Raw genomic sequence first — 25,506 nt, 5'->3', positions numbered from 1 at the left:
GGGGTGAGAAGGGGAAGGGGTGGTTCATGACACCGGCTCCCGCAGGACGCGGTCGCCCGGTACGTCGGCCGTGACGGTCACCGCGGCCGGGTCCAGGTCGCCCGGCGTCGGCATCACGCTGCCGGGCAGCCGGACGGCCGCCGCGCCGTGGGCGACGGCGGAGACGAGGGCCTCACGGCCGCGCCCGCCGGCGACGAGGAAACCGGCGAGCGAGGAGTCACCGGCGCCCACGTTGCTGCGGACGGCGTCCACCGGAGCGGTGCCGAACCAGGCGCCGTCGTCGTCCACGAGCAGCTGCCCGTCGGCGCCGAGGCTCGCGAGGACGGCGCGGGCGCCCATCCCCCTCAGTTCCTCGGCCGCCTTCAGCGCGTCGCCGACGGTGACCAGGGGCCGCCCGACGGCTTCGGCGAGCTCGGCGGCGTTCGGCTTCACCACGTCGGGCCGCTCGCGCAGGGCCGCGAGGAGCGCGGGTCCGGAGGTGTCCAGGGCGATGCGTACGCCGGCGGCGTGCACCCGGGCGACGAGGTCCGCGTACCAGGACGGGGCCAGTCCGCGCGGCAGGCTGCCGCAGCAGGCGATCCAGTCGGCGCCCGGGGCCTGCCGGCGCACGGTGTCCAGCAGCAGTTCCCGTTCGTCCGCCGTCAGTTCCGGACCGGGTGCGTTGATCTTCGTCAGTACGCCGTCGGTCTCGGCGAGCGCGATGTTGGAGCGGGTGGCTCCGGCGACCGGGACCGGGGCGACCTCGATGCCCTGCGCGTCCAGCAGGTCGGCGACCAGGGCGCCGGGTGCGCCGCCCAGGGGCAGCACGGCGACGGTGCGGCGGCCGGCCGCGGCGACGGCGCGGGAGACGTTGACGCCCTTGCCTCCGGGGTCGACGCGTTCGCCGGTGGCCCGGACGACCTCGCCGCGGTCCAGCGAGGGGACCTCGTAGGTGCGGTCCAGGGACGGGTTGGGGGTGATGGTGAGGATCATGCGCGTACTACTTCCGTGCCGCCGCGCTCGATCGCGGCGGCGTCGTCCGGGCCGAGCCCGCTGTCGGTGATCAGCAGGTCCACGTCGGCGAGGCCGCCGAAGCGGGCGAAGTGCTCCTGGCCGTGCTTGGAGGAGTCGGCCAGCAGCACCACACGGCGGGCCGCGGCCATGGCGGCGCGCTTCACGGCGGCCTCGGCGAGGTCGGGGGTGGTGAGTCCGTGTTCGGCGGAGAACCCGTTGGCGGCCACGAACAGGACGTCCGCGCGGATCTCGGCGTACGCCCGCAGCGCCCAGGCGTCCACGGCGGCGCGCGTACGGTGCCGTACGCGCCCCCCGACGAGGTGGAGCTGGATGCCGGGGTGGTCGGCGAGCCGGGCCGCGATGGGCAGGCTGTGGGTGACGACGGTGAGGGAGGCCCCCGCCGGCAGGATGCCGGTGAGCCGCGCGACCGTCGAACCGGCGTCCACGATCAGGGTGCCGTCGGCGGGGAGTTCGGCGAGGGCGGCCCGGGCGATGCGGTCCTTCTCGTCGGCCGCGGTCGTCTCCCGCTCGGCGAGGTCCGGCTCGAAGTCGAGGCGTCCGGCGGGGATGGCCCCGCCGTGCACCCTGCGGACCAGGCCCGCGCGGTCCATGGCCTTCAGGTCCCGGCGGATGGTCTCGGCGGTCACCTGGAACTCCTCGGCCAGCGAGACCACGTCCACCCGGCCGCCGTCACGGGCGAGCCGCAGGATCTCCTGCTGGCGCTCCGGTGCGTACATGTCCGTTTGCCTCCGAGTCCGTTCATGCCCGAACGTGTGGTTTCGCTGGCACCGTACGTCCGAATGTCCGGAAAGTAAACAGACGCAGGCCCGAAAACAGGCATGACCGGACTTCCGTTTGTGTCCGGATGTCCTCAAGGGGCGAAAACGGGAAGGGCCCGGCACCTCCGAGGTACCAGGCCCTTCCCACGTCCGCGCCGTTCAGGACACCAGCTCCCGCTCCTTCTCCACCACCGCCGGGGCCTCCCCCGCGCCCTCCACATGCTGGGCCGGGCGCTTCGGCAGGGCGAACATCAGCAGGAAGATCACGCCCAGCACCGCCGCCACATAGCCCAGCGCGTGCTGGAAGCCGTCCGCGAACGCCGGCCCCACCTCGGCCGGGGCGAGCCGCTCGTCGATCACCCCGAAGAACACCACCGACACCAGGCCGAGCCCCAGCGCGTTCCCCATCTGCTGCACGGTGTTGATCAGCCCCGACGCCGACCCGGCGTGCTCGCGCGGCACCCCGGACAGCACCGCGTCCGTCAGCGGCGCCACGATCAGCCCCATGCCGGCGCCCATGACCACCAGCGGGAGCGCCATCTGCCAGGACGTGATGTCCATGCCGTACCGCTCGGACTCCCCTATGTAGAGGAGAACGCCCGCCGCCATCACCAGCGCGCCCGCCTGGAGCACCTTGCGTCCGAAACGCGGCACCAGCAGCTGCACCGACATCCCGGCCGCGGCGGAGACCGCGAGGGAGAACGGCACCCCGGTCAGTCCGGCCCGCAGCGCGCTCCAGCCCAGGCCGATCTGCATGTACAGCGTCCACACCAGGAAGAAGATCCCGAGTCCGACCCCGAACACCGTCTGCACCGCGATGCCCGCCGCGAAGCTCTTCACCCGGAACAGCGACAGCTCGATCAGCGGGGAGCCGTCCCGCGCGCCCTTGACCCGCTCGTACGCCACCAGCGCCCCGAAGACCACCAGCGCGCCGGCCATCGACATGTACCCCCACAGCGGCCAGCCCAGCTCACGGCCGCGGGTCAGCGGGTAGAGCAGCATCAGCAGGCCCAGCGTCACCAGCGCGACGCCCACCAGGTCCAGTCTCAGGGCGCGCGGCGCCTTCGACTCACTGATGAAGCGCCGGCCGAGGATCAGCCCCGCGATGCCGACCGGCAGGTTGATCAGGAAGATCGGCCGCCATTCGAGGCCGAACAGGTTCCACTCGGTCAGCAGCGCGCCCAGCAGCGGTCCGGACACCGCGCCCAGGCCGACGATGGCCCCGAACAGCCCGAACACCTTGCCGCGCTCGTGCGGCGGGAAGGTCGCGTGCACGATCGACAGCACCTGCGGCACCATCAGCGCCGCCATGGCCCCCTGGAGGATGCGGGAGGCGACCAGCATCTCCGGGTTCACGGCGAACCCGCACAGCGCGGAGGCGAGGGTGAAGCCGCCGATACCGACGAGGAAGATCCGCTTGCGGCCGTGGATGTCGCCGAGCCGCCCGCCGGTGACGAGCCCGGCGGCGAAGGCCAGCGCGTAGCCGGCGGTGATCCACTGGATCTGGCTGAAGGTGGCGCCCTCGTCGCGCTGGATGGACGGGATCGCGATGTTGACGATGGTGACGTCGACGAGGTCCATGAAGGCCGCGGTCATCACGATCGCCAGTGCGAACCAGCGGCGACGGTCGCCCGCCTCGGGCCGTGCTGTGTGCGGGGTGTCGGTGGAGTTCATGTCGCCGAAGCTAGAAGCCATCTAGGACGGATCAGGTCCTAGTTATGCGGCATCCTCGTTTCCATGACGACGGACACTCCGGCACGGCTCCTGACTCTTCTCTCCCTCCTCCAGACGCCCCGCGAATGGCCCGGCGGCGAACTGGCCGACCGGCTCGGCGTCTCCCGGCGCACGGTCCGGCGGGACATCGACCGGCTGCGCGAACTCGGCTATCCCGTGCAGGCGACGCTGGGCACGGACGGCGGCTACCGGCTGGTCGCCGGGAAGGCGATGCCTCCACTGGTGCTCGACGACGAGGAGGCGGTGGCCATCGCGGTCGGCCTGCGGGCCGGCGCCGGGCACGCGCTGGAGGGCGTGGACGAGGCGTCGGTGCGTGCGCTGGCGAAACTGGAGCAGGTGCTGCCCGGCAGGCTGCGTCACCGCGTGAGCACGCTCCAGGCCGCGACCACCCCGCTGACCAGCGGCGACGGTGCGACGATCGCGCCCGAGACACTCATCGTGATGGCCTCCACGGTGGCCGGGCGGGAGCGGCTGCGGTTCGCCTACCGGGCGGCCGACGGCACCGGGTCCCGGCGTGTGACGGAGCCGTACCGGCTGGTGTCGACCGGTCGCCGCTGGTACCTCGTGGCGTACGACCTCGACCGCGCGGACTGGCGCACGTTCCGCGTCGACCGGGTGAGCGACCCCTTCGCGACGGGCGCGCGCTTCACCCCGAGGGAGCTGCCGACGGGGAGCGCGGCGGAGTTCCTGCGCCGCTCCATGCGCCGCGCACACGAGTCGTACGACATGACCGTCACCTTCGCCGCACCGGCGGAGTCGGTCGCGTCCCGCCTCCCGGCCTGGCTGGGCCCGCCCGAGCCCCTGACCGACACCAGCTGCCGCCTGCGCGTGACGGTGTCGGACGCCAAGGAGTGGATGGCGGTACGCCTGGGGATGCTCGGCTACGACTTCACGGTGCAGGAGCCCGCGGAACTGGTGGAGGCGGTAAGGGAGTTGGGGGCAAGGCTGAGCCGGGCGGCGGGTGAGGCCACGGCGTCGGCACCCGTGTGACGGTCCGCGCGACGGGCCGTGCCCGGGGCCGGGCCGGCACGAGGGTCGAGGCCCTCATGGCGGAAGACGCCCGGCGTCAGTCCCCTCCCGACGCCGCCTCCCCCCACGGAAAGTCCCGCAGCGCCCTGAGGTTGGCGACCGTCAGCTCCACCGGGCCCCCCGGCCCTTCGGAGGGCCCCTCCCCCGCCGCCCAGTTCTCCATGGCCGTGCGTACGGCCGCGCTCGCGACGGCGGCGGCGAAGGCCAGCCGGGTGCGGGCGGCAACGTTGTCGCCGTCGTACGGGACGTGAGCCGCCGTCAGGCGCCGCGCCAGCGCTTCCGCCAGCCGGCGTTCCGCCGCCTGGCACGTCTCCGCCCACACCCGGCGCAGCGCGGGGTCCGCCTGGGCCAGCCGGATCAGGGTGCGCACCCAGTTCCAGGAGGCCGCCGACACCCCGCGCCCGGGGGTCAGCGTGTGGCGTGCGGCGTCCTCCAGCACGCGCGACAGCGGTACGTCGGCGGGAGCGGTGCGCACCGCCTCCACCCACCGCTGCGCGCCCATCGCGTAGAGGGGCCCGATGGCCTCTTCCTTGCTCGCGAAGTAGCGGTAGAAGGTGCGCGGGGCGACACCGGCCGCCTGCGCGATGTCCTCGGCACGGGTGGCCCGCAGGCCCTGCCGGACGAAGAGACCGGCCGCCGCGCGGGCGATCTGCATACGGGTCTCGGCCTTGCGCCGTTCGGTCAGCGAGACCGCGGAGGGCGGAGGGGGCGGCGTCGGGGTGGTGCTGCTCACGCCCGGCAGGCTATGCCCATGTGGCACAATCTGCCATCTGGCGGGCCACCCCGGGGTTCAGGTTCGGGGTGACCCGCCGGGCCGGACGGCGCGCATGAGGAAGCCGGGTCCGGCGCCCGGGGGGAGGGCGCCGAACCCGGCTCTGGGAAGTCCCGGCGCCGGGGGGGTTGTGCGTCGGGACGTGGCTCTGTGGTTCAAGGATCTCAGAGGCCCCGGAATGCGAACTCCCGGGCCTGGCATTCTTGTTCCCTGGGCCCCCAGGGTTGAAGCGGCGGGGAACGGCCATGTTTCGCGCGGCCTTTCGCCACCCGGCGTACGCGGCCGAGGCCCTGCCCGGACCCCGTCACGCCCCGGGTTCCACGCGCGGGCATCGCACCCTCGCGCCGGACCCGGCGGTCACACCGCCCCGTTCACCTCCGGGGACCCGTCCGTCACGCTACCGCGCCGACGGGGTCACGCGGGGACGGGGCCGGTTGACACGCCGCCCCGCCCGGGACCGGGGCCCGGCGGCCGCACGCCCCGACCGGAAACCGGCCATCGCGCCGCCGCCTCCCCCGGGCATCCTCACGCCGCCGCGTCGAACCCGGTGTCACGGGCCAGCTTCTTCAGCTCCAGCAGCGCGTGCTTCTCGATCTGGCGGATGCGCTCGCGGGTCAGGCCGTGCTCCTTGCCGACCTCGGTCAGCGTGCGCTCGCGGCCGTCGTCGATGCCGTACCGCATCTTGATGATGGAGGCCGTGCGCTGGTCCAGTCGGCCGATCAGGTCGTCCAGCTCCTCGCTGCGCAGCAGCGTCAGCACCGACTGCTCCGGGGACACCGCCGAGGTGTCCTCCAGCAGGTCGCCGAACTGGGTCTCGCCCTCGTCGTCCACCGACATGTTCAGCGAGACCGGGTCGCGGGCCCAGTCCAGCACGTCGGTGACGCGCTCCGGTGTGGAGCCGAGCTCGGCGGCGATCTCCGCGGGCTCGGGGTCACGGCCGTGCTCGCGGTTGAACTCGCGCTGCACGCGCCGGATCCGGCCCAGCTCCTCCACCAGGTGGACGGGGAGGCGGATGGTGCGCGACTGGTCGGCTATCGACCGGGTGATGGCCTGACGGATCCACCAGGTCGCGTACGTCGAGAACTTGAAGCCCTTGCGGTAGTCGAACTTCTCGACCGCGCGGACCAGGCCGGCGTTGCCCTCCTGGATCAGGTCGAGCAGCGGCAGACCGCTCCTCGGATACCGGCGGGCCACGGCGACGACCAGACGCAGGTTGGACCGGATGAAGACGTCCTTGGCCCGCTCACTGGCGTCGTACAGGGCTTCGAGCTCCTCGGTGCTCGCCCCGGCCTTGTTCTCCTCGATGCCGTCGAGGATCTGCCGCGCGAACACACCCGCTTCGATGATCTGTGACAGCTCGACCTCCTTGGCGGCGTCGAGCAGCGGTGTGCGCGCGATCTCGTCCAGGTACATACCGACCAGGTCGCGGTCGGCGATCTCGCCGCCATGGGCGCGGACACTGCGTGCCGAGTCGGCCGTCTCGCCATGGGCGGACCGACGACGGGCGACGGCGCGGGTTGCCATGCGTGCTCCCTTGCGATGATGAGGTCAGCGGGTGGTCCTGTGGACGCCCGACACGCCTCCCAGGTCCCTCCGGACTCTGGTCGAGTGCCCTGCATCCGATGGAAACAACGACTGGAATCCGGACAGAATTCCCAACCTGCCCCCCGATTTTTCTGACCATGCAGTACCCTGTGCGGCCATGCGAGCAGACACGATGCCGCCGGAACCCGAGGAGATCCAGGTCAGACCGGGCGTGGAGGGCGATCTGGCGGCCCTCACCGATCTGTACAACCACTATGTACGTGAGACCGCGATCACATTCGACACGGCGCCCTTCACTCCTCAGGAACGTCTGCCCTGGCTGCTCTCCCACCCTGTAGACGGCCCGTACCGTCTGATGGTTGCCACGGACACGGGTTCACGGCGGATCCTCGGATACGCCACCTCCAGCCCCTTCCGCCCCAAGCCCGCGTACGCGACCTCGGTGGAGACGACGGTCTACGTCGCCCCGGACGCGGGCCGGCGCGGTATCGGCACCCTCCTCTACAAGGCCCTCTTCGAGGCCCTGGCGGGGGAGGGTCTGCACCGCGCCTGCGCCGGCGTCACCCAGCCGAACGACGCCTCGACGCGGCTGCACGAGCGCTTCGGCTTCCGGTACGTCGGCACGTACCGGGAGGTGGGCCGAAAGTTCGGCCGCTGGTGGGACGTGGCCTGGTACGAGAAGGAGCTGCAGCCCCCTCGCCCCGGGGTCAGCCGAACTGCACCGAACGCTTCGCCAGCCCCATCCAGAACCCGTCGATCACGGACCTCTGCTCCCCGAGCTCCCCGGCGGCGTCCGCGGCACCCATGGTCACGAAGAGCGGGGCGAAGTGCTCGGTGCGCGGGTGGGCGAGCAGGCCGGCCGGGGACTTGCGGGTGAAGTCCAGCAGCGCGTCCACGTCCCGCGCCCGAAGCGCCTCGCGGCCCCAGGCGTCGAACTCGGCCGACCAGGCGGGGATGCCGCCCTGGCGCAGTGCGGCGAGGTTGTGGGTGAAGAAGCCGGAGCCGATGATCAGCACGCCCTCGTCACGCAGCGGCGCGAGCTTGCGCCCGATCTGCATCAGCTTCACGGGGTCGAGGGTCGGCATGGAGATCTGCAGCACCGGGATGTCGGCGCCGGGGTACATCTCGACCAGCGGAACGTAGGCACCGTGGTCCAGGCCCCGGTCCGGGACGTCCTGTACGGGCGTGCCCGGGGCGCGCAGCAGCTTGCGCACCGAGTCGGCGAGCGCCGGTGCGCCGGGGGCGCCGTAGGTGACCTGGTAGTAGTGCTCGGGGAAGCCCCAGAAGTCGTAGACCAGGGGGACGGTCTCGGTGGCGCCGAGGGCGAGCGGGGCCTCCTCCCAGTGGGCGGAGACGACGAGGATCGCCTTCGGGCGGGGCAGTCCGGCGGACCAGGCGGCCAGCTCGCCGGGCCATACGGGGTCGTCAGCCAGGGGCGGGGCACCGTGGCTGAGGTAGAGAGCGGGCATGCGCTCCTGGGTGGCGGCGGTCATGGCGTCGGCTCCCTTCCGGGTCGATTCTGCTTGAACTCTCAACTTCCACCATCGACAGTACGCCGACTTTGTTTAACATTCAAGGAGAGCGGCCGTACAGTGGAGTACATGAACACGGCACCCGTAGCATCGTCGGCGCCCGCCGGCGGACCCCGCTGGCTCACCGACGAGGAACAGCGCGTCTGGCGCTCGTACATCGAGGCCGCCACCCTCCTGGAGGACCACCTCGACCGCCAGCTCCAGCGCGACGCGGGCATGCCGCACGTCTACTACGGCCTGCTGGTCAAGCTCGCCGAGGCCCCGCAGCACCGGCTGCGGATGACGGAGCTGGCGATGTCCGCGAAGATCACCCGCTCCCGCCTCTCGCACGCCGTCGCCCGCCTGGAGAAGAGCGGCTGGGTACGGCGTGAGGACTGCCCCTCCGACAAGCGGGGCCAGTTCGCCGTACTGACCGAGGAGGGCCAGGAGGTGCTGCGCAAGCACGCGCCCGGCCATGTCGGCGCCGTACGCCAGGCCGTCTTCGACCGGCTCACCCCGGAACAGCAGAAGTCCCTCGGCGAGATCATGCGGATCGTCGCCGAGGGACTTCAGCCGCGCGAAGCGGGTGCGGACCTGCCCTGGCTCCGCTGACGAGGCGGAGCCGGGGCAGGTCCGGGGAGCCGTACGGAGGAGGCGTCCCCTCCCCCTGCCGTACGGGTGGTACGGGGCGGGCGGCCGTCAGTGCATGGCCACCGGCACGGCCGGCTCGTCCACGGCGCTCTCGTCGGCGGACCCGGCGACCGTGATGCCGCTGCCCGGCCGTCCGGCGTTGATCAGGGTCAGGGCGATGGCCGAGGCCGCCACCAGGATCCCGACGGCGAACCAGATCGCGCTGGTGTAGCCCTGCACCTGCCCCTGGAGCTGGACCAGCTGCTGCTGGGACCGGCTCGAGGCACCGCCGATGTGGTCGGCGATGTACGACGTGGTGGCCGAGGCGGCGATCGTGTTCAGCAGGGCCGTACCGATGGCGCCGCCCACCTGCTGCGAGGTGTTGACCATCGCGGAGGCGACACCGGAGTCACGCGGCTCGACACCCAGCGTGGCCAGTGACATGGCCGGCATGAACGCCGTACCCATACCGAGGCCGAGCAGCAGCATGCCGGGCAGCAGGACGGCCGCGTACGACGAGTCGATCTCCAGCTGGGTCAGGAACAGCATGCCCAGCGCGGCGACCAGGAAGCCGGGGCCCATCAGCAGCCGGGGCGCGACGCGGGTCATCAGCCGGGTGCCGATCTGGGTGGAACCCGTGATCATGCCCGCGATCATCGGCAGGAAGGCGAAGCCGGTCTTGACCGGCGAGTACCCCTTCACGACCTGCAGGTAGTAGGTGAGGAAGAGGAACAGGCCGAACATCGCGATGATCGCCAGCCCCAGGGACAGGTAGATTCCGCCGCGGTTGCGCTCGGTGATCACGCGCAGCGGCAGCAGCGGCGCCTTGACCCTGGCCTCGACGATCACGAAGGCGGCCAGCAGCACGACGGACGCGGCGAACATGCCGACCGTCACGGAGTCGCTCCAGCCCTCGGACTCCGCGCGGGTGAAGCCGTAGACCAGCGCGACCAGACCCAGGGTGGACAGCACCACGCCGGGGATGTCGAGCGGCGAGCGGTTGCGGCCGCCGACGGGCTCACGGATGACGAAGTACGCGCCGGCCGCGGCGACCACGGCGAACGGAATGTTGACGAAGAACGTCCAGCGCCAGTCCAGGTACTCGGTGAGGAACCCGCCGAGGATCAGACCCACGGCACCACCGCCACCGGCGATCGCACCGTAGATGCCGAACGCCTTGGCGCGCTCCTTGCCGTCGGTGAACATCACCGCGAGCAGGGACAGCGCGGCGGGCGCCAGCAGCGCGCCGAACGCACCCTGGAGGGCGCGGGCGCCGAACATCATGGCCTCGTTGGTGGCCGCGCCACCGAGCGCGGACGCCAGCGCGAAGCCGCCCAGACCGAGCACGAAGGCCCGCTTGCGCCCCCACAGGTCGGCTATCCGGCCGCCGAACAGCAGGAGCCCGCCGAAGGCGAGGGCATAGGCGGTGACCACCCACTGGCGGTTGCCGTCCGAGATGCCGAGGTCCTGCTGGGCGGAGGGCAGGGCGATGTTCACGATGGTGGCGTCCAGGACGACCATCAGCTGGGCGAGCGCGATGAAGACGAGCGCTTTCCAGCGGTTGGCGTCCGGGACACCGTGAGCGCTCCGGGCCGGGCCGGCCTTCGGGGCTGTTTCAGACATGGGGGTACCCACTTCGAAAGTTCGTGTCGGAAATGTTCGTGACGGAAATGTTTGCGAAAAGGCTGAAAAAACGATGTCTTGAGGGAACGACTCGCCGTGGGCGGCCGCTGGAAAGGAGATGTACGGACGCGGAGGTCCCGCTCGCGTCAGAGATCGCTCAGCAGCGCAGATCCTCCACGGTGACGGCCGCGCCCGGCAGTACGGTCGGGCCCGGGGCCCGCATCCCGTCCAGGAACAGCTGCAGATGGCGGTGGACGAAACGGTCGGCGCTCATACAGCCGGTACCGGCCGGCGGCCGGCTCAGCTGGGCGACGCCCACCATCAGATCGCCGTACTCCACGTCCTCGCGGAGCCGACCGGCCGCCTTGGCGCGGTCCATCAACTGCGCGACGAGGCCCTCGGCGCGCCGGCGTGCGTCCTCCAGGTCGGGGTGATGCTGGTCGAAGGTGCTGGAGACCATCGGACACAGCGCGCTGATCCGCTCGTCGGCGGCCGTGTGCGCGAAGCGCTCCAGCGCCTCGAAGGCGTCCCCGGTCTCGCTGAGCGCCTGCTCGGCGGCCCGTACCGTACGGTCCATCACGGAGCAGACGACCTCGCGCACCAGCGCGTCGCGGTCGGGGAAGTTGCGGTACACCGTGGCATTGCCGACACCGGCCCGGCGGGCGACGTCGTCGAGCGGCACATCGGGCCCGAACTCGACGAACATCTCCCGGGCGGCGGCGACGATCCGCTCCCGGTTGCGCAGAGCGTCGGCGCGGGGCCGGGGCACCTTGCGCACTGCGGGGTCGGCGGTCTGCACGGCGTACTCCTCGGGTCTTGGCTCTTGAGGTTGCGCCCTGGCGATCCGGGGAGCGTTTCCCCGTTTCGGTCGGACACAGGTCTAAACGGGGAGAGGCTCCCCGCTTATTTCCCGCCCCGGCATCAATTTCCTGTGACCCACACCACACCCTGCGCGGGCGCGCGCCCCACGATCGGCCCTCCCAGCGCGCGTCCGCCCATCCGGCGACAGAGGGTGATCACAAGGGTGCAGCCGGTGACCGGCGGCTGCCAGGTGCGGTCGAAGTCCGGCGGCTGCCAGGCGCAGTCGAAGACCGGCGACTGCCGTGTGGAGCGGAGGTCCCCGCATGCAGCCGCAGCCGCGCCGACGCCGGATATCCCCGCGCCGACTGGCCGCCCTGGCATCGGTGACCGCCCTGACCCTCGCCGTCAGCACCTCCTCCGGCAACGGCGGCCTCCCCCTGGGCACCTCCACCGCCGGCGCCGGCCCCGGCACCCTGTCCCGCACCTCCGCGCACGGCCCCTGCATGATCACCGGTGGCGACGGCGTCCAGATGTCCGAGGGCATCCCGACCTCCGCCGGCTACACCCGCTCCACCGGCACGGTCCGCGCCCTCACCCTGATGGTCGACTTCTCGGACGCGCCCGGCGAGGGCGACGCCCTGGACCGCTACCGGGAGTTCTTCCCGAAGACCCGCGAGTGGTTCGCCACCAGTTCCTACGGCCGCCTCGACTACCGCCCCGAACTCCCGGTCCCCGACTGGCTCCGGATGCCCAAGTCCTTCCGCGCGTACGGCATAGAGCGCGGCGCCCCCTTCGACCCCGGCTACCGGGAACTGGTCCGCGACATCGTGGCCGAGGCCGATCCCGACGTGGACTTCCAGTCGTACGACCTGCTGAACGTGCTGGTGACTCCCAACGCGGGCCCCGCCGCCCTCGACACGGTCCTCTCCGTCACCTTCGCCGGCAACAAGGAGGCCCCGAGCGCGGACGGCGTCCCCGTCTCCAACGCGTCCTTCGTCTACTCCCGCCAGGACGACGGCTCCGGTTCCTACGACCGCACCGGCTACCGCGTGCTCCCCCACGAGAACGGCCACGTCTTCGGCCTGCCCGACCTCTACACCGCCGAGGGCGGCGGCGCGGTCGGCCACTGGGACATCATGAGCGAGGACTGGGGCGCCAACAACGACTTCCTCGCCTGGCACAAATGGAAACTGGGCTGGCTGGACGCGGCCCAGGTCGGCTGCGCGTCGGCCCCCGGCACACGGGAGTACCCCCTCACCCCCCTGGCCCGCGCGGGCGGCCCGAAACTCGTCTTCATCCCCCTGAACGGCCACTCCGGCTACGCCCTCGAACTGCGCACCCCCGCCGGCAACGACGAGGCCGTGTGCCGCCCCGGTGTCCTCGTCTACCGCGTCGACGCGAAGGTCGACACCGGCATGGGCCCGATCACCGTCTACGACTCCCACCGCGACAGCGGCGGCTGCAGCCGCTCCCCCAACGTCCACGCGGAACTCTCCGACGCCACGTTCACCCCCGGCGAATCCTTCACGGACCGCCGAGCGGGAATCCGCGTGACGATCCTCCCCACCCACCGGGTACGGGTGACACGGGGAAGCTGATCGCTGCGGCCCCCGGTCCCCAACTGACAGACTGCACCCACATGTTCCCGACCGAAGGCGGACCGATGACGAACCCCCACCCCTCGCCGGGCCGCACCCGCTGGGGCGTGCTCGCCGCGATCCTGGGCCTCCCGGCACTGGCCCTGACCGCCTTCCTCACCCTCCTGGCCCTCTGGATCCTCCTAGCCGATTCCTGATCACGGGCCCCAGCCCCGATCCGGTACCCTGTGGACCGAGCGGGCGTGAAAACACCCACGCCCAGCCCAGCCTTCGTAGCTCAGGGGATAGAGCACCGCTCTCCTAAAGCGGGTGTCGCAGGTTCGAATCCTGCCGGGGGCACCAGTTCAGAAGGGGGCCACCTCCGAAATTTCGGAAGTAGCCCCCTTCTGGCATCCAGATCTTGTCCCTAACTGGTTGGCAGGGGTGCGACCGGGCGGACCGCAGTGAAGTCCTGGGACTCGTCGCGGGTGGCGGAGAGCAACAGCAGCCATTCGTCGCAGCCCTGCCAGGGCGAGAGGTCGCCGCCACCTCCTCGCACCACCCGCGGTCCGTCGCCGGTACGGGGGCGTGCGTCCACCGGCGCGTCCGTGAAATGCGGGATCCACACATCGGCGCAGATCTCGTTCGCCGACCCCATCGCCGCCAGGCCGAAGGCGTTCTCAGCCGCGGCTGTGCGCTCCTCGTCGGCAAAGTCGTCCAGCACCTGGTCCTCGTCCGGCTTTCCGTCCCCTCGGAAGGTCAGAGTGGTCGTCCCTGCCCGGGCCGCGTACTCCCACTCCGCCTCGCTGGGCAGCCGGAAGGGCAACGCCCCGAGCAGGTCGTCCAAGCCGTCCTCGAAGCGGGCCGTGCTCGCATCCGAGTCGGTGAAGCTGTCCTCGTACTCGGGCAGCCAGTGCCGTGCTTGCGCCACCGTCAGCGGATGGCGGGCGATCAAGAACGGTTCGACCCGTACTTCTCGTACCGGCCGGGCATGGACAGCACCGGCGAAGAACGCTTCGAGGTCGTCATCGGCGCCGTCGGACCGCTCAATGGCACGAACCGCGTCCAGTTCCGCGTCGGACAGACCCATCAGGAACGTCCCACCGGGGACAGCCCGGAAGACCACTCCGGAAGGGGTGTGCCGCCACGCCGGTCGACCGGCCACTATCTCGTGAACCCACATGGTGCCGGACGCTAGCAGCCGGGCATCCCGGACGAGCAAGGAGGCCCGGGAAGGGAATGTGAAGTCAGCTGATCACCTCTTGGACGCCGCAGCTCCGCACCACTACCGCACCAGATCGAGCGGGGAACAGCGGGGAACCACGGTGAAAGCCGACAGCACCTGTGAGAGTGCAGGTCAGCCATCAACGCAGGTCAGCGTGCCGGTTCAACCTCGAATGACCGCAGCTTCCCAAGCTGAGGGTTAGCTCCCATCAGCGACCAAGACGCCTAACGAGGATCAGTACCGACGGCTCCGATCGACTCGCGGTCGCACTGGGCCGTGACTGCCTTGCGGGCGTCGGTCTGGTGCATTGTGCAGCGTGGGCTTCAGTAGCCTGCGGCAAGTTGCACGGCGGCGGCGGCGCCGGCCAGGTAGCCCGACGCCACGGCGGCCGCCATGGACGGCGGGACCGAGGTGGCCGCATCCCCGGTCGCGTACAGTCCGGGGACACCGGTCCGGGACATGGCGTCTACCTTGATCGCCTCGACGCTGAGCATCTCGTCCGGTTCGGTCAGGGACGCTCCGAGGTCGCGGGCCAGCGTGGAGCGCTGGTAGAGAGTCGTCTTGACCAGCAGCGCACCGATGGGGAGTTCTCCGCCGTCGGCGAATACGGCGGACCGCAACTCGGCCCCCGGCCCGTCGAGGCCGGCGATCGGCCGCTCGTCGAGGCCCACTCCGCCGGCGGCCAATTGCTCGCGGTGCTGGTCGGTCAGCTCGCTGCCGTTGGTCAGCAGCGTGATCTGATCGCTCCAGGCACGGAGGTTCAGCGCTCCGTGCACGCCGACCGCGCCGCTTGCGAGAACACCCATGGGGCGGTCGCTGACTTCCCAGCCGTGGCAGAACGGACAGTGGAAGACCGAATGACCCCAGCGGTCGTTCATGCCGGGCAGCTGTGGGTAGCGGTACTCCATTCCTGGGGCCAGGATCATGCTCCGGGCTCGCTCACGACGGCCATCGCCGGCGGTCACGGTGAAGCTTCCGTCGTCCTCCCGCACGCCATGGGCGACCTCGCCCCGGCACAGCTCGACGGACGGGTAGGCCATGAGTTCCGCGCGCCCTGCGGCATAGAACTCAGCGGGAGGGCGTCGATCGTGTCCGAGCAGGCCTCCGATGCCCGCGGCGGCGAGGTTGCTCTGCTGACCGGCGTCGATGACCAGGGTGCTTCGCCGGGCCCGGGCGAGGGTGAGCGCGGCACTCATCCCGGCGGCTCCCGCGCCGACCACGATGCAATCCCTCATGCCGGTGTCGTTTCCGTTCATGACACTCACCGAACCAGCTGCCGGCGTGCGCGGACATACCGAGTTGCTGCGGCTGAATACGAGCGTGTGCGGCCCATAGAATCGGGTGGGTGGACATGATCAGTCAGGCGATCACCAGCCTCCGGGTCGGACGTGGAACCGTCCGACGATTCCGGCAATCGGGTTCGTGGGGTATGCGGTACTCCGGCTTGACCGGGAGCGGTTTCCACGTGGTCCTCCGGGGCAGCGGCTGGCTCATCGCCGTTGACGCGCCGCCCGTCGCTCTCCGGCCGGGCGATGTCGTCCTGGTCACGTCAGGAGCAGACCACGGGCTCAGCTACGCTCCGTGTGCGCTTCGCGGGCTGCCGCAGGTGGTGTTGAGTCTGGACCAGCCGGTTTCCGGCCCCGCCGACTTCGAGTTCCTCTGCGGCGCCTACCGGTTGGACCATGGTCAGGTGCACCCGTACCTCGGGGCGATGCCGGACCTGCTCGTGGTGTCTCCCGACTATGAGCGGTTCCCGGCGTTGCGATCGGTCGTCAGCCTGCTCGACGACGATGCGTCTCAAGCGCGGACGGATACGGAAGTGACTCGGTCGGCGGTACTCGACCTGATGCTCGTCCATGTCCTGCGCCAATGGCTGGAGGATGAAAGCTCGAAGGGCCGGCCGACGATTTCCGATCCGGCTATCGCTGCCGTACTGCACACGATCCACAACAGTCCGCAGACGCAGTGGACGGTTTCGCAACTCGGCGAGACTGTGGGCATGTCCCGGACGGCGTTCACGAGACGCTTCACGTCAGTGGTCGGCAAGCCACCCATGACGTATCTGAGGGACTGGCGACTCAGTTGTGCCGCGCGCCTGCTTCGAGAGACTGACGCATCATTGGCCGCGATAGCCCGTCAGATCGGCTACTCGACGGAATTCGCTTTTGCAGGGGCTTTCCGTCGCGAGTACGGCGTCTCACCGGGCCGGTTCCGCCACCCTGAACAAGGCACCCCATCAGCAGCCCGGTTGGAGATGACGACAAGCGTCACGCGGAGTCACACGACAGAGGTGTCCGGTGGGTGATCAGGAACGCGAAGAGTACTCCTGACCTGCAGCGACGGGACTTGTCTAGGGGCCAGGTCGTCGCATGCAGGATGCACTCTCCAGGTGAAGAAGCGTATCGGGTCGTACCCGCGTGTCCGTGTCGAGGGAGGGCTCCTGCTCGGCCTCGGACTCATGCGCCCTCGGGACGTACGACGCCGCTTCTCGCGCCCTGTACCGCCGCAGACAGAAGAAGGACGTTCCATATCTGCTGCGGGAACGGACAACAGCGGTCGGATACGGCTCTCGGCGATCGGGCCATCCACCTGCCCACCGCGAGAGCCGGGTTCGAAGCCCCTCCACCAGCCCAAGAACCGTCGGCGGACTGTCAGTGGCAGTCGAAGCGCCAGTCCCACGGCAGGCCGGGACACCGGCGGCAATAAAAGAAGTAGACGCCGCCGCAGTCGCCCAGCTGTATGTCGCCGGTGATGGTCAGAAGGTGCTCCATGCCGTGTCCGCTCTCGCAGTCCGGCCAGTCGGCGGGCTGCGTCCAGGCGGGCCAGCCGCCGGCCTTCGTCCCGATGAGGTTGGAGTCGGGTGGCCACACCGTGTGGCCCGTCGGCGACCGGAGACGGGGTTCCCAGGTTTCCTGCATGTCCTTGGGCAGATCAAGCCACCTCGGATAGTCCTCCGCGGTGGTCGGGGACAACGTGGACGGTTCCGGCATGTTGTCCTCGTCGTACTCCCCCTCGCTCACCTCGGGGACCTCGGACAGCAGCCCTCCGGCCACGGTCTCGGCCTCGTTGCGCCAGTGCAGTTGCGGCATCACCAGCAGCCTGGGGTCCTGCTCATGCATCAGTGCGCACCACACCAGCTGGAGCAGGTCCTTGCCCTCCGGGAACTCCAGCCCCGGCACATCCCGGGCGAACAGCTGGAGGATCGGCACCATCGGCACCGCGCCCGGGACGATCTCGGTCCTGTTGGACGGGTCGGAGCCGAACGTCCAGTGGTCTTCCTGCGCGCAGTACGGCCACGGCTCGTCCGCGGGCCACAGCAGCTTGCCTCCCAGCGAACTCTCCCGCACGCCAGGGTCGCCGGGCTCCGGGTTGAGGAGGAGGGTCTCCCGGGCAAGGCCCGCGTACTCCGGTATCAGGGTGCGCAGATCCTTGGCGGGCAGCTCGGGTGCGTCTTTGGGCATCATGGCTCCTCAGGCGTACACACATCGACGGAACGCTGCGGGCACGTTAGTACGTGCCACCGACAAGCCCACCTGCGGTACAGCAGCGAAGTACGGACCGATCGCCCTGCGAAAAGGAGTCGAGACGTCCCACCGTCCTGGCCGATCATGCGGCTGTGCCACTGACAGCCATCCTCGCCCGAGTCGACGCGGATCCGGCGGCCGGTCGCGTGCCCATGGCACGTCAACGTCTACGCGGGCTGGTCTCCTCCTGCCCCACCGACCCCCCATCCCCGGGTAGCAGGGTCGGGACAGCATTTTATCTGCATCCGCCGGGTGAGAAATCTACGGAACCGTGCGGGCAGTTTCCTTGCAGGAACGATCGGAGCAGAATTATCCCATGCACACGGGTCGCCGCAACGTGCTACTGTCGACATCAGTTGCAGTTGTGGTTCCCGAATTCCGAGCTCTTCCCAGTCGGCTTCAGCGCCGCTGGAAGCGCCTTTTGGCATCGGTCTTCTTTCGGGCGGGGTGATCATCGCGGCGACACGGCGTCCGCGCAGTGCGGATGCCGACTCACTGCCCCGAAGGAGAAAAAGACATGGCTACTGGCACCGTGAAGTGGTTCAACGCGGAAAAGGGCTTCGGCTTCATCGAGCAGGACGGTGGCGGCCCCGACGTGTTCGCCCACTACTCGAACATCGCCGCCCAGGGCTTCCGCGAGCTGCTCGAAGGCCAGAAGGTGAGCTTCGACATCGCGCAGGGCCAGAAGGGCCCGACGGCCGAGAACATCGTTCCCGCCTGACGTCGGCGCGCACTTGCGGCTGGGGCCCGCACCCTTCGGGGTGCGGGCTTCAGTCGTGCGCACTTCCCGTAGCGGTTTCGGCTGCGGGACGACTGCGAGGGGTTCGCGGAATCATGTACACGGATTCCCTTTCGGCGACACCAGAACATATCCTCTCGTTCACATTTTTGCGTACGATTTATTTCTGTTTCCCACTCGGCCCGTTCTTGCAATTCTCCATGCTGCACCTGCTCGGGAATTCCTTGATATGTGCCGCATCAAGGAAGGTTCCGCATGAACCGCACACGCACGAACGACCGCTCCGCCCGCACCCGGAACGGCAGCACCGCCACCGGGAAGAACGGCAAGCGGTTCGGCTCGTCGTCCTCGAGCCGCTCCGGCGGACCGGTTCGTTCCCAGGGTCAAAGCCGCCGCCCCGCGCCGCAGGGTGAGTTCGCCCTCCCGAAGACGATCACCCCGGCGCTGCCCGCCGCGGAGAGCTTCGCGGATCTCGCCATGCCCTCGGAACTGCTGGCCACGCTCGGCGCACAGGGCGTGACCGCTCCGTTCCCGATCCAGGCCGCGACACTGCCGAACTCCCTGGCCGGCCGGGACGTTCTGGGCCGGGGGCGTACCGGTTCCGGCAAGACCCTCGCCTTCGGGCTGGCCCTGCTGGCCCGTACGACCGGGCAGCGCGCCGAGGCCCGGCAGCCCCTGGGGCTGATCCTCGTACCGACGCGCGAGCTGGCGCAGCAGGTCACCGACGCGCTCACGCCGTACGCCCGCTCCGTGAAGCTGCGCCTGGCGACGGTCGTGGGAGGGATGTCGATCAGCAAGCAGGCCGGCGCGCTGCGCCGCGGCGTCGAGATCGTCGTCGCCACCCCCGGACGTCTCAAGGACCTCATCGAACGCGGCGACTGCCGACTGGACCAGGTCCTGGTCACCGTCCTCGACGAGGCCGACCAGATGGCCGACATGGGCTTCATGCCGCAGGTCACCGCCCTGCTCGACCAGGTTCGCCCCGACGGTCAGCGCATGCTGTTCTCCGCCACTCTCGACCGCAACGTCGACCTGCTCGTACGCCGCTACCTGAACGACCCCGTCGTGCACTCCGTCGATCCGTCGGCCGGCGCGGTCACGACGATGGAGCACCATGTGCTCCTCGTCCACGGCGCCGACAAACCCGAGGCGGTCACCGAGATCGCCGCTCGCGACGGCCGTGTGATCATGTTCCTGGACACCAAGCACGCCGTGGACCGCCTCACCACGCACCTCCTGAACAGCGGGGTGCGGGCCGCCTCCCTTCACGGGGGCAAGTCGCAGCCGCAGCGCACCCGTACGCTGACGCAGTTCAAGAACGGGCACGTCAACGTGCTGGTGGCGACCAATGTCGCCGCCCGCGGCATTCACGTGGACAGTCTCGACCTCGTCGTCAACGTCGACCCTCCGACCGACCACAAGGACTACCTCCACCGCGGTGGCCGCACGGCCCGCGCCGGAGAGTCCGGCAGTGTCGTGACCCTGGTCACCCCGAACCAGCGCCGTGCCATGACCCGTCTCATGGCGATGGCCGGCATCGTCCCGCAGACCACCCAGGTCCGCGCGGGCGCGGAGGACCTGCACCGCATCACCGGTGCCCAGGCTCCCTCCGGCATCCCGGTCGTCATCACCGCACCGGTGGCCGAACGCCCCAAGCGCGGCACCACCTCGCGCGGTCGGCGCCGCTCCGTCTCCGCGACGCGGCGCGCACCCGCACGACGGTCCGTCTCGGACGCGGCCTAGAACCGGGCGGCCTGCGCGCCCGGCATTCTGCGTGCGGGCCGAACGGTGCGATGCGGTGACTCGTCCACGGGGCCATCACCCAGGTCTCCTCGAGCCGCCCACGCAAGCCGGGGGGCGATGCCCGGCCTGACCGGCTGCGGCCGCGGGCCGGGTGGGCCGCCGTCCGTCGTGCGCGTGGGGGTCAGGCGTCCGCCTTGTGGCTGGACCCGGCCTCACCGCGTCGCAGCTCGTCGTTGATGCGCCGGGCCTCTTCCAGCTGGTCTTCCAGGATGATGATGCGGCAGGCCGCCTCGATGGCGGTGCCCTGGTCGACCATCTCCCGGGCGCGGGCGGCGATGCGCAGCTGATAGCGGGAGTAGCGGCGGTGGCCGCCCTCGGAGCGCAGGGGCGTGATCAACCGGGCCTCACCAAGGGCCCGCAGGAAGGCCGGCGTGGTGCCGAGCATCTCCGCCGCCCGTCCCATGGTGTAGGCGGGGTAGTCGTCGTCGTCGATTCGGTCGAGCGGTGTGTCTGTGGTCATCTGCACCTCTGATGGGGGAATGCGTCGAGGGGCCTTGGTGCCGTACGGCACCAAGGCCCCGAGGGATTTGTAACACCATCGACCGGCTACTGCGATGCCGGCCTTCTGTTTCCGCACCGGCCCCCGACGGGGGGCGGAGAGTGCGGGGATCGCGGATGCGTGACCGTGGGACCACCTTCCGTTCCGGGACCTGCGGCACCCAGGCGGACCGTTCTCGCCCGGGGGATCCTGATGGCGTCCTCCTCCTTCGCTCTTTCCGGCGAACTTCTCACTCCTGCGTACTACCGGCAGCCCTCCTGCGGCCACCAGGCCCGGCGGTCAGCGAGGGAGCCCCGAATCTTCCGGCTCCACCACTCCACCGCCGTGCCAGAACCTCTGTCCTACGCGGGCAGTTCGTGTCTGCCACGCCTCTCTGACTTCCTGGCTACAGCAGACACGATAACCTCACCGCGCACACATGTCTACAGCAGCCACGACAGGTTTCGGCCCGTACGAGTGAAAGGTTTATCCCGGCGGCGTCGCCGTCCACCGCTCGTCCGGCTCGAATGCCCGGGCGACGGCGAGGCTGTCCTCGTAGACGTGGTGCCGGGTGACAAGACCGTCCTCAACGGTGAGGTGCAGGGCGAACCGCGCGCGATACGCACGTCCGGTGGGCCGGGCGGTCTGGCGGATCTCGCCGAGCACGACCGCGTCGTCCCCGTCGATGAGAACGCGCTCGACCTCGGTCGCCACATGCTCCGGCAGGTGGTGCTCGGCGAGCTCGCGATAGTGAGCGGCCGCGTCGGCCCTGGTGGACCGGTGACGGATCCACGGCGTGGCGGTACGACCGTGCTCGGCCTCCGGCCAGTCCAGCTTCCAGTCGCCCCGCTCGGCATACAGCTCGGCGATGCGCTCCGGATCGCCCTCACCGATTCTGCGCAGCAGGTCTTCGACTACGGTGCGCGTGTCCGTAGGTGCGGTGCTGGACATGGCTGACCTCTCCCTCCCGGCCCGCGTCCCGTCGTCGCGGGGAGATCGCCCAGCCTGCCAACGCCGAAGGGCTGAGGCCATTACCCCTGACGTAGGGCGAGGGCCCGACCGCGGGACACGGGACGCGGCCGGCATGGGCCGTGTCCCGGAGGGGACGGAACCGCGGTCAGCGGCCCGCCGACGCGCGCAGCGTCCGGGTGAGGAGCAGGGCGGCGCCCACCGTGCCCACCGCCCCGGCTGCCAGGAACGCTCCGTTGGAGCGCCAGGACAGGACCGACCAGCGGGACTGGGCCGAGAGCAGTGAGCCCGTGCTCAGCCATGAGCCCGCCGAGATCAGGGACAGGGACGACCCGATCGAGCCGGCCGACAGGGCGCTGCCGATCGAGGCGACCGAGAGGGCCGAGCCGACCGAGCCCACGGACAGCACCGAGCCCACCGAGCCGATGGACAGGATCGAGTCCTGGGACCACAGCGACAGCACCGAACCGGAATTCTTCTGTAAGGGCAGCTTCGTCATGAGGTCATCCTGCCCGTCCGGCCGGGGTCGGGGCACCCGGGATGCGGCGGTGGATGTCCGTGAGGAGGTCGCGCATCGCGGTGCGGAAGATCTCGGCCTGGTGGCCGGCCATGAAGGAGGTGTGGCCGAACACCTCCAGGACGACGAGGCCGTGCATATGGCCCCATCCGCTGAGCATCAGCACCGTCGCGGGGGCGGGCAGCGCCGACGCGACGTTGGGGGACAGGGCCTCCAGATGCGCCCGGAGCGCGGGCGAGAGGGTGCGCGTGTCGGCGGCCGCGAGCTGTGACTCGGTGAAGCCGGAGAACAGCAGGCGCTGGAAGACCGCGCTCATGCGGCGCATCGCGTGGGTGGTGGGGCCCTCGGCGGGGGCCGCGTAGTCGCGCAGCGGTGTGCCGTAGAGGAGCTGGAAGAGTTCGGGGTGGGCGATGGCCCAGCCGCGGTACGCCTCGGCCGCGGTCACGAAGGGCGGGATCGACGGGTCGTCCGGGGCGGTGTCGGCCGCCCGCTGCACGGCGTCGGCCAGGTCGTCGTACGCCTTGGTGATCAGCACGGTGACGAGGGCGTCCCGGTTCGGGAAGTAGTGGTAGAGCGCCTGGACGGTCATGCCGAGGCTGCGGGCGACCGCCCGGAGGGACAGGGCGGCGGGGCCGTTCCCGGCTATGTGGAGTTCGGCGGCTTCCACGATCTCGCGCGTGGCGACCGCCCTGCGGCGCTGGCGGAGGGTGAGCGGCGGGGGTGCGGCTGCGGGCATGGACGGACCTTACGACACGGGGCCAGGAAATTCTGACACTGTCAGAAAAAGTTCCCTCTGCTCAACAAGTCGCCGTCTCACTAACGTCGTTCGCGGCGACGAGGAGTGCGACACCGCCTCCGCCCGCACACGGGGACACACCTGCGCGGGGCACCACGCCGGTTCACCCGCGCATCCGGCCGACACGCGTCGTCTTCACCCTGTTTCAGCTTCCGAGGAGACCTCACGTGTTCGAACGTCTGGCCGAATTCACGATACGGCGATCAAGACTGGTCCTCGTCGTCGCCGTGCTGGCGGTGGCCCTCATGGGCGTGCTCGGCGCCGGCGCCTTCGGCAAACTGCTCGGCGGCGGCTTCGACGACCCCTCCTCCGAGTCCACGCGGGCGGCGGAGGTCATCGACGAGAAGTTCGGCGGTGAGACGAACCTCGTTCTGCTGGTCCGGGCCGACGACGGCCGGATCGACGCTCCCGCCGCCGAACGCAGCGGGAACGCCCTCACCGACAGGCTCTCGGCGGACGAGCGGCTCACCAACGTCGTCTCGTACTGGGAGACCGGCAGCGAAGACCTCCGCTCGCGCGACGGCCGTGAGGCCATGGTGCTCGCCCATGTGAAGGGCGACGAGACCGAGCGGCGGAAGAGCGCCACGGAGCTCCTCGACGCCTACACGGGGCCGTACGAGGACGTCCTCACGGTGCGGGCGGGCGGCGGGGCCGCCGTGGGCGGCGACTTGTCCACACAGGTGGTCGAGGATCTGGTGCTGGCCGAGGCCATCGCCATCCCGCTCACCCTCCTGCTGCTCCTGTTCGTCTTCGGCAGCGTGGTCGCGGCCCTGCTGCCGCTGGTCATCGCGCTCATCGCCATCATCGGCTCGTTCGCCCAGCTGTCCCTGCTCGCGAGCGTCACCGACGTCGCCGACACCGCGACGAACCTCACCACCGCCCTCGGCCTCGGACTGGGCATCGACTACGCCCTGCTGATGGTCAGCCGCTTCCGGGAGCAGCTCGCGGCGGGTGCGAGCGTGGACGACGCCGTACGGCGCACGGTGAGCACGGCGGGCCGTACGGTCGCCTTCTCGGCCGCGACCGTGGCGGCGGCACTCGGGGCGCTGCTGGTGTTCCCGCAGTACTTCCTGCGCTCGTTCGGCTTCGCCGGGGTGGGGGTCGTCGCGATCGCGGCGATCGCGACCCTGCTCGTCATGCCGGCGCTGCTGGCCGTCCTGGGTCACCGGGTCAACAGCGGGCGGCTGCCGTGGGCGAAGCCGGAGCGTTCCGGTACGCGCGCGCCGATGTGGGGGCGGCTGGCGCGGACCGTCATGCGGCGGCCCGCGCTCACCGCGCTGCCCGTGCTCGCGGTCCTGGTGCTGGCGGCGAGCCCGCTGCTGGGCATCACCTTCGGTACGCCGGACGAGCGGGTGCTGCCCGAGGACGCCGGGAGCCGTCAGGTCGCCACCGCCCTGCGGGAGAACTTCGACGGCAGCGAGGAAGCGGCCCTGCACATCGTCATCGACGCGCGGGTGGACAAGGCGCCGCTGGAGGCGTACGCCACCGAACTGTCACGTCTCGAGGGCGTGTTGCGGGTCGAGGCCGGTACGGGCGGGTACGCCGACGGGCAGGCCACGGCCGGCGGTCCCGGTAACGCCTCGCTCGGTCGCGACGACGCTCAGCGGATCACCGTGGTGAGCGGCCTCGTGCCGAAGTCCGACGCGGCACAGGAGCTGGTGGCGGACATCAGGGCGGTCGATCCGCCCACGGGAACGCGTCCCCTGGTGGGCGGTGTGGACGCCCAGCTGGTCGACTCCAAGGAGTCCATCGGCGGGCGGCTCCCGATCGCCGTCGCGCTGGTCGCGCTCACCACCTTCGTGCTGCTGTTCCTGTTCACCGGGAGTGTGGTGCAGCCGCTGCGCGCGCTGGTTCTCAACCTGATCAGTCTGGGCGCCACCCTCGGTGTCATGACGTGGATCTTCCAGGACGGCAACCTCTCCTCCCTGCTCGGCTTCACCGCGCAGCCGATGGAGGTGGCGATGACGGTGCTGATGTTCTGCATCGCCTTCGGACTGTCCATGGACTACGAGGTGTTCGTCACCAGCCGTATCAAGGAACTCCACGACGCGGGGCAGGGCAACGAGGACGCTGTCGCCAACGGCCTCGGCCACACCGGACGTATCGTCAGCGCGGCGGCCTTCCTGCTCGCGGTGAGCTTCTTCGCGTTCGGCACCTCGAGGATCAGCTTCATGCAGATGTTCGGCCTGGGGAGCGGGCTGGCGATCCTCATCGACGCCCTCGCCGTACGCGGGGTCCTCGTCCCGGCGGCGATGCGGGTGCTGGGCCGGTCGGCCTGGTACGCGCCGCCGTTCCTCCGCAGGTTCCACGACCGGTTCGGGCTCGGTGAGGGCGGCCCCGAGGGCACCCCGGCGCCGGCGGCGGAACCGACGTACCAGAAGGACCCGACCACGGTCTGACGCACTCGCGTCATGGGGCCGGCCGACATGGGCGCGCGGTATCGGGGCACCCGGAGCAGGCA

Annotated in this window: 23 protein-coding genes, 1 tRNA gene and 2 pseudogenes; 11 read left to right on the top strand and 15 right to left on the bottom strand. The window is 70.4% G+C overall.

What is annotated here, in order from left to right; all coding sequences use genetic code 11:
• Nucleotides 1-24: 24 nt before the first annotated feature.
• From pfkB to ACGFR9_RS14055, 3 genes are all read right to left on the bottom strand, one after another.
• On the bottom strand, nt 25-972 hold the full coding sequence (gene pfkB / locus ACGFR9_RS14065; protein WP_393207076.1) for a 1-phosphofructokinase: 948 nt from the start codon (nt 970-972) through the stop codon (nt 25-27).
• Entirely contained in the window at nt 969-1,730 is a 762-nt protein-coding gene (locus ACGFR9_RS14060) for a DeoR/GlpR family DNA-binding transcription regulator (protein WP_393207073.1), read from the bottom strand. The genes pfkB and ACGFR9_RS14060 overlap by 4 nt, the downstream gene beginning before the upstream one ends.
• Nucleotides 1,731-1,931: 201 nt before the next feature.
• Nucleotides 1,932-3,446: an MFS transporter gene (locus tag ACGFR9_RS14055; protein ID WP_393207070.1), complete on the bottom strand. Its 1,515-nt coding sequence runs from the start codon at nt 3,444-3,446 to the stop codon at nt 1,932-1,934.
• A 63-nt stretch (nt 3,447-3,509) separates the two neighbouring features.
• On the opposite strand from ACGFR9_RS14055, the gene ACGFR9_RS14050 reads away from it, so the two are divergent.
• Nucleotides 3,510-4,496, top strand: coding sequence for a helix-turn-helix transcriptional regulator (locus ACGFR9_RS14050; RefSeq protein WP_393207067.1), 987 nt, complete (start codon nt 3,510-3,512; stop codon nt 4,494-4,496).
• Nucleotides 4,497-4,572: 76 nt separating this feature from the next.
• Here the strand turns inward: ACGFR9_RS14050 and ACGFR9_RS14045 are convergent, their stop codons facing one another.
• Both ACGFR9_RS14045 and ACGFR9_RS14040 read right to left on the bottom strand, forming a co-directional pair.
• Nucleotides 4,573-5,268: a TetR/AcrR family transcriptional regulator gene (locus ACGFR9_RS14045; RefSeq protein ID WP_393207064.1), complete on the bottom strand. Its 696-nt coding sequence runs from the start codon at nt 5,266-5,268 to the stop codon at nt 4,573-4,575.
• Nucleotides 5,269-5,832: 564 nt separating this feature from the next.
• Complete coding sequence (locus ACGFR9_RS14040) at nt 5,833-6,831, bottom strand: RNA polymerase sigma factor RpoD/SigA (protein ID WP_393207061.1); 999 nt, start codon at nt 6,829-6,831, stop codon at nt 5,833-5,835.
• Nucleotides 6,832-7,024: 193 nt separating this feature from the next.
• On the opposite strand from ACGFR9_RS14040, the pseudogene ACGFR9_RS14035 reads away from it, so the two are divergent.
• Nucleotides 7,025-7,540 (top strand): annotated as a pseudogene (locus tag ACGFR9_RS14035) (GNAT family N-acetyltransferase); the annotation flags it as partial.
• 19 nt (nt 7,541-7,559) lie between these two features.
• Here ACGFR9_RS14035 and ACGFR9_RS14030 read toward each other — a convergent pair.
• A complete protein-coding gene (locus ACGFR9_RS14030) occupies nt 7,560-8,321 on the bottom strand; it encodes a dioxygenase (protein ID WP_393207538.1) in 762 nt (253 codons plus the stop codon).
• Between the two features lie 132 nt (nt 8,322-8,453).
• Between ACGFR9_RS14030 and ACGFR9_RS14025 the strand changes: the two genes are divergently transcribed.
• Complete coding sequence (locus tag ACGFR9_RS14025) at nt 8,454-8,975, top strand: MarR family winged helix-turn-helix transcriptional regulator (RefSeq protein WP_393207058.1); 522 nt, start codon at nt 8,454-8,456, stop codon at nt 8,973-8,975.
• A gap of 87 nt (nt 8,976-9,062) precedes the next feature.
• Here ACGFR9_RS14025 and ACGFR9_RS14020 read toward each other — a convergent pair whose 3' ends face one another.
• Complete coding sequence (locus ACGFR9_RS14020; RefSeq protein WP_393207055.1) at nt 9,063-10,616, bottom strand: MFS transporter; 1,554 nt, start codon at nt 10,614-10,616, stop codon at nt 9,063-9,065.
• Between the two features lie 157 nt (nt 10,617-10,773).
• Nucleotides 10,774-11,415, bottom strand: coding sequence for a TetR/AcrR family transcriptional regulator (locus ACGFR9_RS14015; RefSeq protein ID WP_393207052.1), 642 nt, complete (start codon nt 11,413-11,415; stop codon nt 10,774-10,776).
• Nucleotides 11,416-11,740: 325 nt separating this feature from the next.
• On the opposite strand from ACGFR9_RS14015, the gene ACGFR9_RS14010 reads away from it, so the two are divergent.
• From ACGFR9_RS14010 to ACGFR9_RS14000, 3 genes are all read left to right on the top strand, one after another.
• Complete coding sequence (locus ACGFR9_RS14010; RefSeq protein WP_393207049.1) at nt 11,741-13,015, top strand: M6 family metalloprotease domain-containing protein; 1,275 nt, start codon at nt 11,741-11,743, stop codon at nt 13,013-13,015.
• 65 nt (nt 13,016-13,080) lie between these two features.
• The gene (locus ACGFR9_RS14005) at nt 13,081-13,212 is read left to right on the top strand and encodes a hypothetical protein (RefSeq protein ID WP_393207046.1); all 132 of its coding nucleotides are present in this window, start codon (nt 13,081-13,083) and stop codon (nt 13,210-13,212) included.
• A gap of 69 nt (nt 13,213-13,281) precedes the next feature.
• A tRNA-Arg gene (locus ACGFR9_RS14000) sits at nt 13,282-13,357 on the top strand.
• A 64-nt stretch (nt 13,358-13,421) separates the two neighbouring features.
• Here ACGFR9_RS14000 and ACGFR9_RS13995 read toward each other — a convergent pair.
• Entirely contained in the window at nt 13,422-14,084 is a 663-nt protein-coding gene (locus tag ACGFR9_RS13995) for a formylglycine-generating enzyme family protein (RefSeq protein WP_393207043.1), read from the bottom strand.
• A 458-nt stretch (nt 14,085-14,542) separates the two neighbouring features.
• Nucleotides 14,543-15,475: an NAD(P)/FAD-dependent oxidoreductase gene (locus ACGFR9_RS13990; protein WP_393207040.1), complete on the bottom strand. Its 933-nt coding sequence runs from the start codon at nt 15,473-15,475 to the stop codon at nt 14,543-14,545.
• A 95-nt stretch (nt 15,476-15,570) separates the two neighbouring features.
• Here ACGFR9_RS13990 and ACGFR9_RS13985 point away from each other — a divergent pair, with 95 nt between their 5' ends.
• Nucleotides 15,571-16,524 (top strand): AraC family transcriptional regulator, encoded by a 954-nt coding sequence (locus tag ACGFR9_RS13985; protein ID WP_393207535.1) that lies wholly within the window; start codon nt 15,571-15,573, stop codon nt 16,522-16,524.
• Between the two features lie 346 nt (nt 16,525-16,870).
• On the opposite strand, the gene ACGFR9_RS13980 is transcribed toward ACGFR9_RS13985, so the two are convergent.
• Nucleotides 16,871-17,680, bottom strand: coding sequence for a DUF1963 domain-containing protein (locus ACGFR9_RS13980; protein ID WP_393207037.1), 810 nt, complete (start codon nt 17,678-17,680; stop codon nt 16,871-16,873).
• 155 nt (nt 17,681-17,835) lie between these two features.
• Between ACGFR9_RS13980 and ACGFR9_RS13975 the strand changes: the two are divergent.
• From ACGFR9_RS13975 to ACGFR9_RS13965, 3 genes and pseudogenes are all read left to right on the top strand, one after another.
• A pseudogene (locus ACGFR9_RS13975) lies at nt 17,836-17,943 on the top strand (DUF6584 family protein); the annotation flags it as partial.
• 317 nt (nt 17,944-18,260) lie between these two features.
• Nucleotides 18,261-18,464: a cold-shock protein gene (locus ACGFR9_RS13970; protein WP_030342329.1), complete on the top strand. Its 204-nt coding sequence runs from the start codon at nt 18,261-18,263 to the stop codon at nt 18,462-18,464.
• Between the two features lie 273 nt (nt 18,465-18,737).
• On the top strand, nt 18,738-20,225 hold the full coding sequence (locus tag ACGFR9_RS13965) for a DEAD/DEAH box helicase (RefSeq protein ID WP_393207033.1): 1,488 nt from the start codon (nt 18,738-18,740) through the stop codon (nt 20,223-20,225).
• A 181-nt stretch (nt 20,226-20,406) separates the two neighbouring features.
• Here the strand turns inward: ACGFR9_RS13965 and ACGFR9_RS13960 are convergent, their stop codons facing one another.
• From ACGFR9_RS13960 to ACGFR9_RS13945, 4 genes are all read right to left on the bottom strand, one after another.
• Nucleotides 20,407-20,745 (bottom strand): MerR family transcriptional regulator, encoded by a 339-nt coding sequence (locus tag ACGFR9_RS13960; protein WP_311643612.1) that lies wholly within the window; start codon nt 20,743-20,745, stop codon nt 20,407-20,409.
• Nucleotides 20,746-21,249: 504 nt separating this feature from the next.
• Nucleotides 21,250-21,714: a nuclear transport factor 2 family protein gene (locus ACGFR9_RS13955; protein WP_393207030.1), complete on the bottom strand. Its 465-nt coding sequence runs from the start codon at nt 21,712-21,714 to the stop codon at nt 21,250-21,252.
• A gap of 166 nt (nt 21,715-21,880) precedes the next feature.
• On the bottom strand, nt 21,881-22,231 hold the full coding sequence (locus ACGFR9_RS13950; protein WP_030216124.1) for a hypothetical protein: 351 nt from the start codon (nt 22,229-22,231) through the stop codon (nt 21,881-21,883).
• A gap of 4 nt (nt 22,232-22,235) precedes the next feature.
• Entirely contained in the window at nt 22,236-22,985 is a 750-nt protein-coding gene (locus ACGFR9_RS13945) for a TetR/AcrR family transcriptional regulator (protein ID WP_393207026.1), read from the bottom strand.
• A gap of 227 nt (nt 22,986-23,212) precedes the next feature.
• Between ACGFR9_RS13945 and ACGFR9_RS13940 the strand changes: the two genes are divergently transcribed.
• Nucleotides 23,213-25,444 carry an MMPL family transporter gene (locus ACGFR9_RS13940; protein ID WP_393207023.1) on the top strand — a complete coding sequence of 744 codons (2,232 nt, stop codon included), beginning with the start codon at nt 23,213-23,215 and terminating at the stop codon, nt 25,442-25,444.
• Nucleotides 25,445-25,506 lie beyond the last annotated feature (62 nt).

Origin of the sequence: Streptomyces sp. NPDC048584, assembly GCF_043199595.1 — a bacterium.
In the GTDB taxonomy this organism is placed as follows: Bacteria; Actinomycetota; Actinomycetes; order Streptomycetales; family Streptomycetaceae; genus Streptomyces; species Streptomyces edwardsiae.
Note: the sequence above shows the minus strand (reverse complement) of the source record. Positions and strands in the feature narration are given on the sequence as shown.